9 protein-coding genes are annotated in these 12,521 nt (G+C 51.4%); all 9 read left to right on the top strand.

The window, feature by feature from the left end:
* Window positions 1-393: 393 nt before the first annotated feature.
* On the top strand, window positions 394-4,062 hold the full coding sequence (gene purL / locus A3GK_RS0109395; protein WP_018029200.1) for a phosphoribosylformylglycinamidine synthase: 3,669 nt from the start codon (window positions 394-396) through the stop codon (window positions 4,060-4,062).
* Window positions 4,063-4,167: 105 nt separating this feature from the next.
* The gene (locus tag A3GK_RS0109390) at window positions 4,168-4,809 is read left to right on the top strand and encodes a DUF6088 family protein (RefSeq protein ID WP_018029199.1); all 642 of its coding nucleotides are present in this window, start codon (window positions 4,168-4,170) and stop codon (window positions 4,807-4,809) included.
* On the top strand, window positions 4,806-5,594 hold the full coding sequence (locus A3GK_RS10810; protein ID WP_018029198.1) for a nucleotidyl transferase AbiEii/AbiGii toxin family protein: 789 nt from the start codon (window positions 4,806-4,808) through the stop codon (window positions 5,592-5,594). Before A3GK_RS0109390 ends, A3GK_RS10810 begins: the two co-directional genes overlap by 4 nt.
* Window positions 5,595-5,612: 18 nt before the next feature.
* Window positions 5,613-5,831 (top strand): hypothetical protein, encoded by a 219-nt coding sequence (locus A3GK_RS11780; RefSeq protein WP_018029197.1) that lies wholly within the window; start codon window positions 5,613-5,615, stop codon window positions 5,829-5,831.
* A 480-nt stretch (window positions 5,832-6,311) separates the two neighbouring features.
* On the top strand, window positions 6,312-8,222 hold the full coding sequence (locus A3GK_RS0109380; RefSeq protein WP_018029196.1) for a peptidase U32 family protein: 1,911 nt from the start codon (window positions 6,312-6,314) through the stop codon (window positions 8,220-8,222).
* A 544-nt stretch (window positions 8,223-8,766) separates the two neighbouring features.
* Window positions 8,767-10,056 carry an O-acetylhomoserine aminocarboxypropyltransferase/cysteine synthase family protein gene (locus tag A3GK_RS0109375; RefSeq protein ID WP_018029195.1) on the top strand — a complete coding sequence of 430 codons (1,290 nt, stop codon included), beginning with the start codon at window positions 8,767-8,769 and terminating at the stop codon, window positions 10,054-10,056.
* The gene (locus tag A3GK_RS0109370) at window positions 10,053-11,018 is read left to right on the top strand and encodes an alpha/beta fold hydrolase (protein ID WP_018029194.1); all 966 of its coding nucleotides are present in this window, start codon (window positions 10,053-10,055) and stop codon (window positions 11,016-11,018) included. The genes A3GK_RS0109375 and A3GK_RS0109370 overlap by 4 nt, the downstream gene beginning before the upstream one ends.
* Window positions 10,996-12,201: a homoserine dehydrogenase family protein gene (locus A3GK_RS10805; RefSeq protein ID WP_018029193.1), complete on the top strand. Its 1,206-nt coding sequence runs from the start codon at window positions 10,996-10,998 to the stop codon at window positions 12,199-12,201. The genes A3GK_RS0109370 and A3GK_RS10805 overlap by 23 nt, the downstream gene beginning before the upstream one ends.
* 84 nt (window positions 12,202-12,285) lie before the next feature.
* Window positions 12,286-12,521 (top strand): FAD-dependent oxidoreductase (locus tag A3GK_RS10800; protein ID WP_040576131.1); only part of this gene is annotated, 236 nt, incomplete at its 3' end.

Genomic DNA, 12,521 nt, shown 5'->3' with positions numbered 1-12,521 from the left:
GGGCAACAGCTTTACAGCGATGGTATGTAGAACAGATGTGCGATGGGTAGGAGAAGGCTGATAGACAGGCAAGACAAGCACATGACCACTTTAAGACAATGGCATCTTAAGATGGCAATAGGAGTGCCAAAAGACGTAGGATTTACACAAAACAACGCAATGAATACATCATAAAGAGATAAATAGAGAATACGCAGACCTCTACATAAAGCCTTTAGTCTGCTAAAAAAGTCGGGACACAAGAAAAAACAATCAATAAGTACCCGACTAAAGCAATAAAAACTCAGCCTGCGGAATTGAGGGGCGGGAGGGGATAGGGAGGGTTTGGTATATTTTGGGTAAATTTGTGGTACTATTCGGAAGTATACACCTTATTATATAGAGAGCAGAGAGATGAAGAGAGTGACCTATTATCAAGGGAGTGATGGCTTGGTCTATGCAGTGCGGCACACGCAGCCGATTGAGGGTGCGGACGCGGCGGCTTTGTCGTGGTTATTTGGCGACGCAAAGGAGGTACCTGTGGATACGCTTACTGGCTACTATGTGGGGCCTAGGGCGGAGATGGTGACCCCTTGGAGTACCACGGCGGTGGAGATTACTCAGAATATGGACTTAGGCTATCGCCTAGGGATTGACCGCATTGAGTTTTATACACCCGCCACTGCCGATACCCCTTTTGATAGGATGCTTCTTCGGAAGTATGAGGGGCTGGGCACCAACATCTTTAGAGGTGCCGATAGCCCTGAGCAGGTGATTGAGGTGCAGGATATCCGATCCTACAATGAGGCGGAGGGCTTGGCACTGAGTGAGGAGGAAGTGGCGTACCTGGAGGGGGTGGCAAAGGAGCTGGGTAGGCCTTTGACCGATAGCGAGCTCTTTGGTTTTTCGCAGGTCAATTCGGAGCACTGTCGGCACAAGATCTTTGGTGGTACCTTTGTGATTGATGGCGAGGAGAAAGGGCGTTCGCTCTTCCAGATGATCAAAGAGACCTCCAAGGAGCACCCCAATAATCTGGTTTCGGCTTACAAGGATAATGTGGCTTTCAATAGCGGTCCGGAGGTGGAGATCTTTGCCCCTCGTGATGCGGCTGGTCCCGACTTTTTCCGTACCAAAAAAGTGAAGTCGGTGCTTTCGCTCAAGGCGGAGACCCACAACTTCCCTACCACTGTGGAGCCTTTCAATGGTGCGGCGACTGGCTCGGGTGGAGAGATTCGCGACCGTTTGGCAGGGGGTAAGGCGAGCTTGCCCTTGGCAGGCACGGCGGTCTACATGACCCCTTACACTCGCGAGAGCCAAAAGCGATGGGAGGAGGGTATCTCAGCCCGTCCTTGGCTCTATCAGACGCCTCAGGAGTTGCTCACCAAGGCGAGCAATGGGGCGAGTGACTTTGGTAATAAGTATGGTCAGCCTTTGATCACCGGTTCGGTGCTCACCTTTGAGCATCAGGAGGGTGAGGAGCTCTGGGGCTACGACAAGGTGATCATGCTGGCTGGTGGCGTGGGCTATGCTCAGGAGCGTGATGCCCTGAAGGGAGAGGCCTCGGCAGGCGATAAGATGGTGGTGATGGGGGGTGATAACTACCGCATCGGTATGGGCGGAGGAGCGGTCTCCTCGGTCAATACGGGTCAGTACGAAGATGCGATTGAACTGAATGCTATTCAGCGCTCCAACCCTGAGATGCAGAAGCGTGCTGCCAATGTGATTAGGGCAATGGCGGAGGGAGATATCAATCCGATTGTCTCGATCCACGACCATGGAGCGGGGGGTCACCTCAACTGTCTGAGCGAGTTGGTGGAGACGGAGGGGGGTAGAATCTACCTCGATAAGTTGCCTATCGGCGACCCATCTCTTTCGGCTAAGGAGATCATCTCCAATGAGAGCCAGGAGCGTATGGGACTACTGGTGAAGTCGGGCGATATTGAGGGACTACGGCGTATTGCGGAGCGTGAGAAGGCACCATTTTATGTGGTGGGTGAGGCGACGGGCGATAAGGAGCTATCCTTTATTGCTGAGGATGGGTCAAAGCCTTTTGATCTGAAGCTGGAGCATCTCTTTGGTTCGGCTCCTAAGACGATTATGACCGATACCACGCGCGAGCAAAGCTTTAGTGAGCCACGGGAAGAGGAGCTTTCAGCCGACCGCTTTGTGGAAAACCTCTACAATGTACTGTCGCTAGAGGCGGTAGGCAATAAGGATTGGCTCACCAATAAGGTGGACCGCTCGGTAACGGGCAAGGTGGCACGCCAACAGACTGCTGGACCACTGCAGCTACCGCTCTCTGACCTCGGTGCTGTGGCACTCGATTATGAGGGTAGGGCAGGTATTGCTACGTCGATTGGTCACGCTCCTCAGGTGGCATTGGTGGATGCTCCAGCCGGTTCGCGTGTAGCGATCGCGGAGGCACTGACCAATCTGATCGGTGCTCCACTCAAGGAGGGGTTGAAGTCGGTATCGCTCTCGGCCAACTGGATGTGGCCTTGCCGCAATGATGGTGAGAATGCTCGCCTTTATGCAGCTGTGGAGGCGGCGAGTGACTTTGCCAAGGCGATTGGGGTCAATATCCCTACCGGTAAGGATTCGCTCTCGATGACGCAGAAGTATCCTGGTGGGCACAAGGTGCTTTCGCCAGGGACGCTGATTGTCTCTGCCGCTGGTGAGGTGTCGGATGTGCAGAAGATTGTACCACAGGTGTGGAATGGCAAGGGGACGATTTACCAAGTGGATCTCTCCTTTATGCCTGGTTGCCTAGGTGGCTCTGCCCTTTATCAGACGCTCGGTAAGGTGGGAGCTGAGGTGCCAGATATTGCCAATCCCGACTATTTTGTGAAGGGCTTTGAGGCCATCCAAGGGGCTATGGCACACGGACTGGTGCAGGCGGTGCACGATATCTCGGCGGGTGGTGTGATTACCGCACTGGTGGAGATGATGCTAGGCAATGCTCGTGGCGGTCTGAGGGTGGAGGCACCGAATAGACCAATCGCCAAGGCACTCTTTGCGGAGAATCCAGGTCTATTGCTCTTTACTACTCAGTCGGAGGCGTTGGAGCGCTATCTGGATGGTGAGGGAGTATGCTATTTGCCAGTGGCAACGACTACCGAGACGCCTACGCTGGTGATTAAGAGTCAGGACCTCGACCTGGAGCTGGATATGCAGGATCTGCTCGACCGCTGGAGTGTGGCCACCGATGCTTTGGAGAAGCATCAGACTACTCCTGAGAATGCGGCATTTAGGGCAAAAAACCGTGGTCGCCAACCTCTGAAGTATCACTTTGCAGAAGGGCTCTCATTTGTCCGTCCAAAGCGTGAGGAGAAGCGGAGTGGGGTGACAGCTGCCATTATCCGTGATAAGGGAACGAATGGCGAGCGTGAGATGGCTTATGCCCTCTATCTTGCTGGTTTTGATGTGAAGGATGTGCACATGACCGACCTGATGAGTGGGCGTGAGACGCTGGAGGGGGTGCAATTGATCGTCTTCTGCGGTGGATTCTCGCACTCCGATGTATTGGGCAGTGCCAAGGGATGGGCGGCTGGCTTCAAGTACAATGCTAAGGCTCGCCAAGCACTCGACCGCTTCTATGCCCGTAAGGATACGCTTTCGCTCGGTATCTGCAATGGTTGTCAGTTGATGGCGGAGCTGGGGCTGCTCTATCCTGAGCACGAGGAGAAGCACCGTATGGCACACAATGCTTCTGGTAAGTTTGAGAGTGCCTTTGTGTCACTGACGATCCCAGAGAATAACTCGGTATTCCTCCACTCACTGGCGGGTACCACAATGGGTTGCTGGGTGGCACACGGCGAGGGTCGCTTCGACCTGTCTTACGACCTATCGAAGTACCATATCGCAGCTCAGTATGCTTATGAGGAGTATCCTGCCAATCCCAATGGTTCTCCAGCTGGCATCGCTGCACTCTCAAGTGCCGATGGCCGTCATTTGGCGATGATGCCACACCCCGAGCGAAGCATCTTCCCATGGCAGTGCGGCTACTACCCCGAGGAGCGTTCGGACGAAGTGACCCCATGGTTCACCATGTTCACCAACGCCTACCGCTGGCTCACCAAGTAGAGCTTACGATATAAATAGATATAGGTTGTGTGGGTATTCCTGCACAACCTATTTTTTGTTTGGGGGAGAGAGAAGGGTAGCCTAATATTTTGTTGCGTCACAAATATGAGCTATATTTGTGACATGGGAAAGCAATTAAAAAGTACACACCAGCTTATCAAAGAGGCTGTTATTCATTCTGGTGAAGGGTCGATACTTTACCCTAATCAGTTTGCATCTTATGGCGATAGTACCGCTATAAGACAGGTGCTTAGTCGCATGACCAAGGAGGGTTATCTTGTGAGGCTGGCTCAAGGGCTCTATTATTATCCTAAGATGGATGTCAAGTGGGGGACAGGTATCATTTATCCTTCTATTGAGGAGGTGGCTAGGATAATTGAAGAAAGGGACAAGCTCACCCTTATACCCTCTGGTGCTTATGTCCTAAATAAATTGGGTCTTTCGACTCAAATCCCAATGAATGTAGTGTATGTCACCAATGGATCACCACGAACAATAAAGCTGGGAAAGGGTCGGGGCATTCAATTGAAAAGGTCTAATGACATGAACAATTTTGCATACACTTCAGAGTTGGTACGTATGCTTGTTTTTGCCTTAAGAGAGATTGGGCAAGGTAATCTAACGGAGGAGCATAAGAGCATTCTAAAAAAACACCTCCGCTCAATTTCAGAGGAGGAGTACCAAAAGGACATCCACTTGGCTCCACAATGGATACAAGATGAACTAAACAGACTGAGAGAACAATGATATTTACAGACTTATCAAAAGAGGAGCAAAGAGAAGTACTGGAAATTGTCAGGCCACGAATTGGTGATATCCCTCTTAGTGTAATAGAGAAAGACTGGTGGGTAACGATGGTACTTCGAGCTCTATTTTCCTTACACTATGCAGATCAGCTCTCTTTCAAGGGTGGTACTTCGCTAAGTAAATGTTGGAATCTGATTAAACGCTTTTCTGAAGATATTGATATTGCTATTAATCGTGAGTATTTAGGGTTTGCCGGTCAGCTCTCTAAAACACAGATAAGTGACAAGCTAAGAAGAGCCTCATGCTCTTTTACAAGAGAAAAGCTAAAGGCTGATTTGGAGAAAGCGTTAGCAAGTCTATCAATTGACCCCTCGCTTTTTGAAGTAACTGTCAATGTCACCTCTATTTCCACTACAGATCCTGAGGTGATAGAGGTTGCCTATGAGTCACTTTTTTTCGAGGAGACTGATTATCTCAAACCTGTTGTTAAAATAGAAGTAAGCGGACGCTCTATGTCAGAGCCTTTAGAAAGTGTAACGACTAATTCGTGGATTGAGCAGTATATGCCTAATACACTATTTGTGCAAAAGGAGTTTAAGGTCTTAGCTGTCAGTCCTGAACGAACATTTATAGAGAAACTTTGTCTGCTACACGAAGAGTTCGCAAAGAAGGAGTTTTCCTCAATCAGATCCGAAAGAATGAGTAGACACCTATACGATGTCTACAAGATTTCTAAGACAGAAATCGCCACAAGAGCTTTAAGTGATCCAACGTTATACGCCTAAATAGTGCAGCATCGTGGTATGTTTATAGGACTAAAAGGTTTTGACTACCTAACACTTGCTCCACAGACGTTATCTATTGTACCACCGAAAGCAGTTCTTGATGAGTGGAGATCAGATTACATTGCCATGTCTCGAGATATGATTTACGAAGAGACACCAAGCTTTGAAAGTCTCTTGAATGAAATAACTGAACTAAATAAGAGCATAAATAAAACTGCTTGGACATTATTTTTATAGCTTTCCATATACTTACCTATTATCTCAGATAAAACCTCATCCTGTGGAATTGAGGGGTGCTCAGGGGTTACCGCATTAGAATAGTCTTGTGAGTGGTATTAATTGGGGCATCTATGGATAAGGAGGCTGTTGCACGGAGTGCATAACTAACCTCCAAGGACAAATCCATACCACAAAAAAGGGGGCAGATAGCCTTCGTACAACAACCTAAAAAAAACAACAGCTAAGTGGTCAAAAGTTTAGTTGCAACTAAGCATTTGCTTTGTTGCAACTCGGCATTTGCTTTGTTGCAACTCGCCGATCGCTTAGTTGCAACTCAATTTTTGCTTTTATATGGTGTTGAATATCAGTTCGTTATAAATGGGCTTTTTGAGCCACTGCTTCCTCCTATTTTATAGGGTCATTAACTTCTAATGCGTAACCCCTGGAGGGGTGCTGAACACCTTCGTGCAACCGATTCAAAATGGGTATCTTTGTGGTATGACAAGGGCTATTGAATTACTGTCGCCGGCCTCATCTCTAGAGGGAGGTCGGGTGGCGCTCTCTGCTGGGGCAGATGCGGTTTATATTGGGGCACCCAAGTTTGGGGCTCGTAGCAGTGCGGGGGTATCCCTTGAGGATATCGGCTCGCTTTGCTATGAGGCACATTCGGTGGGGGCGAAGGTCTATGTGGCACTAAATACCATTCTCACTGATGACCAATTGGAGGAGGCTGTGGCTTTGGCGGGGGAGCTCTATCGGGTGGGGGCCGATGCTTTGATCGTGCAGGATATGGGTTTGCTGATGGCGGAGGGCATGCCGCCCATTCCGCTCCACTCTAGTACGCAGTGCCACAATGCGAGCCATGGCCAATTGGCATTGATGGAGGCGTTGGGCATGGAGCAGGTGGTGCTGGCACGCGAATTGAGTAGTGCCGAGCTGCCTAAGCTTCTGGAGGGGCTGAGCATTCGGGTGGAGAGTTTTATCCATGGTGCCCTTTGCGTCTCCTATAGCGGTCGTTGCTTCATCTCCGAGGCGTGCCGAGGCCGAAGTGCCAATAGAGGTGCGTGTGCCCAGTATTGCCGTATGAGTTACGACCTAGAGGATGCCGAGGGGCATCGTCTCTTGGAGAGTCAGTACCTCCTTTCGCTGAAGGATCTCAACCGTACCGAGATCCTAGAGGAGATGCTGGATGGAGGGGTCTCATCGCTCAAGATCGAGGGGCGGCTCAAGGGGATTGATTATGTCCGCAACGTGACGGCCCATTATCGGGAGCAGCTAAATGCTATTATCTCTCGTCGTAGTGAGGTGTATCACCGTGCCTCGTGGGGTAGGGTGGAGCGGCAGTTTACTCCGCATCCCGAGCGGACTTTTTCCCGTCGTTTCACGAGCTACAATACCCCACTTCATCGGCCGATTCCTGTGGATAGCATCACCCCTTTTACCAATAAGAGTGTGGGCGAACGGATTGGCCAATTATTGGAGTGTAGGGGTAAGGAGATTGTGATCAAAGTGGAGGCAAAGGAGACCGAGCTCTCCAATGGCGATGGTCTCTTGCTAGTCTCTAGCGATGAAAAGGAGACGGCCGGTGCCTTTATTAATCAGGTGACACCAGTGGGAAAGGGTCGCTACCGGCTGAAACTCTCTAGTCCACTTGCGATCGCTTCGGGGGCAACGGTCTACCGCAACCTCCACCATCAGTTCGATCAAGTGCTGCAGCGACCCGATGCCTCGGTGCGAAAGGTGGGCATCCGTCTCGACTGCCAATGCAGTAGCGAAGGGGTACAGCTCTCTGCTACCCTTTTGGAACGACCTGAGATATCGGTTAGGGTGGAGCGACTACTCCCATTGGAGCCTGCGAAGAAAGAGAATAGTCAGCACCTCCGCAATACCCTTGCGAAGCTAGGGGAGACGCCCTATGTGGCGGAGGAGATTGCTTTGCAATTGGAGGGGCTTTATCTCCCACCATCGGTAGCGACGGAGCTACGTCGGGAGGTGATCCAGCAGTTGCAAGAGGCGTGCCACGCTGCTTTTCTGCGTGAGCGTGAGGAGCAGGGGCGGGCACTGGCGGAGCGACGGGCTACCTTCCTCTCAACCCAGCACCAGGCGAGTGAATGGGGATTGCCCGAGAGCCTCGACTTTACCTACAATGTGGCGAATAAAAAGGCAGAGCAACTCTACCGACAGTTGGGCGTCACTGGTACCATTGCACCTGCTTTGGAGGTGGCGGTACCAGAGGGACCTATTCCGGTGATGTTTACCCGCCATTGCCTTCTGCACCAGGTGGGTTACTGCACACGTGAGGGGAAGCGTCCGCCCTTCGCCCTGCCCCTCTACCTAGTGCGGGGTAAAGAGCGTTTCAGAGTCTCCACCAATTGCCGGGAGTGTATGATGACCCTCTGGAAAGATTGAGGTGGAGGGTAAGAATGGCGATCTGCTGCGTTGCTTTCGGAATTCGGCCTCGGTCACGTACGTGAGTACGCTCCCTTCGGCCTCATCCTCAGCGCCTGGCATCTCATCCATTCTTCCTCCTCCACCTGTGTCGGGTAAGAGTGGCGGAGGTACCTTTATCGGACAAGTCGGACAGGTCAGACAAGTCGGACGCCTGCCCTGGAGCATCCTGTCGGGTGCTTTTGGGAGAAAATTTGCGTGAAGTGTTTTGTGAAATGAAATAATTGTGTACCTTTGCTCGCAGATAGCTACTTTTGCTATCACGATTAAAGGATTTATCAATAAGAGCTAGATGATACACCAGAGTGTACAGATGATGGATATGATGATGCGAATGTCTATGATGATGTTCGCCGATTCGTTGTATCCTGATAGTCCATTCTGACCGTGTAGATAGAAATATATACCTAAAGAGGGCTGCTGGTACGACGATATTCAACGCGTACCAGCAGTTTTTTTATACCCAATAGTCAACTAATAACTTAATCAGATATCAATAAGCATTATGAGTAATCAAAGCAAAAATTTCGCAACCGAGGCACTCCATGCCGGCTACAATCCAAGTGACAATCAGTTTGGTTCGGTAGCAGTACCGCTCTACGACAACACCGCCTACGTCTACAAAGACAGTCAGTATGCAGCCGATGTCTATGCCCTTAAGGTGGAAGGGCCGATCTATACAAGGCTCAATAACCCTACTACCGATGTGCTGGAGCGTCGCATAGCAGCGGTAGAGGGCGGTGTGGCGGCTGTTGCCACCTCGTGCGGTCAGTCGGCCATCGCCACCACGCTACTCTCCCTCCTCAAGTGTGGCGATCATATTGTGGCGAGTGAAAGCCTCTATGGCGGTACCTTCAACCTCCTCACCAGTACCCTTCCCCGCTACGGGATCCATGCCACTTTGGTCGATGTAGAAGACCTAGAGGCGGTGCGTAAAGCGATAAAGCCTGAGACCAAACTGGTGCTGGCTGAGGTGCTGGGCAATCCTCGGCTCAATCTACTCGATGTGCCTGCCCTAAGTGCCGTAGCTCACGAGGCTGGCTTGCCACTATTTGTGGATAACACCTGTACCGTTGGGCTTTACCAACCACTACGAGAGGGAGCTGATGTGGAGTTCCTCTCCCTCACCAAGCTAGTTTCGGGTAATGGTACCACGATGGGCGGTGCGGTGATCGATAGCGGTCACTTCGACTGGGGTTGCGGGCTTTTCCCCGACCTCTCAGAGCCCAATGACTCTTACCACGGTCTCTCCTTTAGTCGCGCTTTTGGCAAGGGGGCATTGATAGGTTGGCTCCGTGCGGTAGGTCTGAGAGATATCGGCACCTGCATCAGCCCTTACAATTCGGCTCAGATCATCAAGGGACTGGAGACCCTTTCCCTCCGTGCGGTACGTGCCTCGGAGAGTGCTCTAAAGGTGGCGAAGTGGCTCGAAGCCCATCCTTTGGTGGAGTGGGTACGCTATCCACTATTAGAGAGCCATGAAGCTTATCAGCGGGCGAAAGAGACCTTGCATCGTGGAGCGGGCGTGTTGCTCACCTTTGCCCCTAAGGGCGGGTACGAAGTGGCAAAGCGACTGGCGGAGCGGACGGAGCTCTTCAAACTAGTCGCCAATATCGGAGACTCTAAGTCGATCCTTATCCACCCCGCCAGCACCACCCATGCACAGCTTACGGAGGAGGAGCGAAATAGCATCGGTGTGAGTGATGACTTGATTCGTATCTCCATAGGATTGGAGGAGGCGGAAGACCTAACGGCCGACCTCGATAACGCACTCAATAAAGCACAGAAAGCATGAAACTATTCTATCTCTCTATCTCCAATTTTGTCACCCACCGAGGTGTAGAGCTCGAGGAGGTGGTACTGAGCTACGAAGTAGCCGGCTGCCCACTCGGCACTGCCCCTATCGTATTGGTTTGCCACGCCCTTACCGGTAATTCTTCGGTCGCTGGACCTACCGGCTGGTGGGCAAGTCTTATCGGCGAAGGGCAGGGGATTGATACCCGAGCGTACACTATTCTGAGTTTTAATATCCCTGGCAATGGCTATGACGGCAGGCTCTGTTACAGCTTTGATGCCTTTGACTTGAAGGATGTGGCACGCCTATTCGTAGCGGGGGTGGAGCAACTGGGGATTGAGCAGATAGAGATCGTGCTAGGGGCCAGTATGGGCGGAGCATTGGTGTGGCAGATAGGTGCTTTGATCCCCGATAAGTGCCAGCAGCTGATCCCGATTGCTAGCCATTATAAGGCGAGTGATTGGCTCCTAGCCCAGACCGAGGTGCAGCGGCTCTTGCTTGAAGGGCCGAAGCCACTGGAGCATGCACGCATCCACGGGATGCTCTGCTACCGAACCCCTCAGTCGCTCAACCACCGCTTTTCTGGAGAGCAATGTAGTGATGGTACGCCTAAGATTCTCGATTGGTTGCACTACCATGGCAAGGCATTGGCAGAGCGATTTCAGTTGCATGCTTATCAGGTGATGACCTATCTCACCAGCACGATTGCTGTGGCACAGAGGGCTGAGGAGCTTCGTTTCCTTAGGGAGAAAGTGAGCATCGTGAGCATCAATTCGGATCTGCTTTTTCCACACTATCAGGCAGAGGAGACGGCCGCCACGCTAGGGGTACCCCTTTATACGATTCATTCGGAGCATGGGCATGATGCCTTCTTGATGGCTTATGACCAGCTCACAGAGATTATCCATGATATACTATTGAATAACGAAAACCAACATTATGATAGCAACGAAGATAGGTGAGCGTCCGCTCACAGAGCCAATAATACCTTATAGTAAAATAGCCCTAACCCCCTTCTTTCACAGAGCCACAAGGGAGAAGCACTTTTTGGCACACCATGAGGTACCCAAGGTCTACCTCGCAGTGGTGGGGCACGGTACGGTGGGGGGAGCCCTACTGGATCAGATTGTGTCGCAAAGGGAGGAGCTGAAGCAGCGGAAAGGGGTGGACTTGGTGGTCTTTGCCGTAGCCAATTCACGGAGAGCTCTCTTCTCAAAGAGGGGGATCGGTGCCTCGTGGCGTGAAGAGGTAGCAACGGCCGAAAGGAGTGCGGATAGTGTGCGGGAGATTATTCACTATGCAAAGCGGGAGCAGCTACAGCATCTGATATTTATTGATAATACCTCTTCCGCCGAGATTGCTAATCGATATACGGAGTTGGTTCGGGCTGGCTTTCATCTCGTTAGCTCTAATAAGGTGAGTAATGCACAGCCGATCCAAGGGTACAGGGCACTTCGGGAGACGCTAGAGCTCTACCACAAGAGCTATCGCTACGAGACCAATGTGGGGGCGGGGCTTCCGCTCATTGATTACCTCCAATTGCTCCACCTGTCGGGCGATAAGATCACCTCAATTAGAGGACTATTCAGTGGGTCACTTGGTTTTATCTTCAATGCCTTAAGTGAGGGAAAACCCTTTGGCAAGGTGCTCAAAGAGGCGGTGGCAAGTGGGTTTACAGAGCCCGACCCTCGGATAGACTTGAGTGGGGTGGATGTGGCTCGTAAGGTGCTTATCCTGGCACGCGAATTGGATCTGCCTTTTAACTTAGAGCAGGTAGAGGTGGAGAATCTGGTGCCTCGCTCTTTGCAAGATGCGTCTCTGGAGGAGATGTGGGCAGCTCTGCCCTACTTCGAAGCCCATATTTCGGCACTCACAGCGGTGAAGAAGGGCGAGGTAGTGAGGTATGTAGGCACTCTCCAAATGCCCGATGGTAACCATCCAGCCCGTCTGCAGTGCGGTTTGCAGCGGTTGCCCGCCAATCATATCCTTGCTCAGGTGCCAGGGGCAGATAGTTGCTTTGAGATCTATACCGAGAATTATGGTTCACTCCCCATTGTGATCCGTGGTGCCGGTGCCGGAGCTGCGGTCACCGCCCAAGGCGTCTTTGGGGATATCCTCCGCACCGCCGAGGTGCTTTTTAACTGATTGATGCTTGGTAACTCCTAGGGGGTCTTGCTTTTTTGGTATATTGCGGTTTGAATTGATCAAATCACTTTTCTATACCAGAAAATGGAGAGAAACGTTTACGACGTTATTATTATAGGTGCCGGCCTTACTGGCCTCAATACCGCCTACCACCTTTCGAAGGGGAGGAGAGTGGCCCTCTTCTCATCGGCCACTTTAGAGGATAGCAATTCCTACTTTGCTCAGGGCGGTATGGCCGCGGTCACCTTCTCTAGCGATAGTCCTAGAGAGCACTATGAAGACACTATGGTGGCGGGGATTCCCAGAACCAATTACCCCGT

The sequence above is a fragment of the Porphyromonas somerae DSM 23386 genome, assembly GCF_000372405.1.
Lineage (GTDB): Bacteria > Bacteroidota > Bacteroidia > Bacteroidales > Porphyromonadaceae > Porphyromonas_A > Porphyromonas_A somerae.
Note: the sequence above shows the minus strand (reverse complement) of the source record. Positions and strands in the feature narration are given on the sequence as shown.

Excerpts from the sequence above, each read along its gene's own strand:
- A3GK_RS0109375 (WP_018029195.1), top strand. The coding sequence starts at position 8,767 with ATGAGTAATCAAAGCAAAAATTTCGCAACCGAGGCACTCCATGCCGGC.
- A3GK_RS0109380 (WP_018029196.1), top strand. The coding sequence starts at position 6,312 with ATGACAAGGGCTATTGAATTACTGTCGCCGGCCTCATCTCTAGAGGGA.
- purL (WP_018029200.1), top strand. The coding sequence starts at position 394 with ATGAAGAGAGTGACCTATTATCAAGGGAGTGATGGCTTGGTCTATGCA.
- A3GK_RS0109390 (WP_018029199.1), top strand. The coding sequence starts at position 4,168 with ATGAGCTATATTTGTGACATGGGAAAGCAATTAAAAAGTACACACCAG.
- A3GK_RS11780 (WP_018029197.1), top strand. The coding sequence starts at position 5,613 with ATGTTTATAGGACTAAAAGGTTTTGACTACCTAACACTTGCTCCACAG.
- A3GK_RS0109370 (WP_018029194.1), top strand. The coding sequence starts at position 10,053 with ATGAAACTATTCTATCTCTCTATCTCCAATTTTGTCACCCACCGAGGT.
- A3GK_RS10810 (WP_018029198.1), top strand. The coding sequence starts at position 4,806 with ATGATATTTACAGACTTATCAAAAGAGGAGCAAAGAGAAGTACTGGAA.
- A3GK_RS10805 (WP_018029193.1), top strand. The coding sequence starts at position 10,996 with ATGATAGCAACGAAGATAGGTGAGCGTCCGCTCACAGAGCCAATAATA.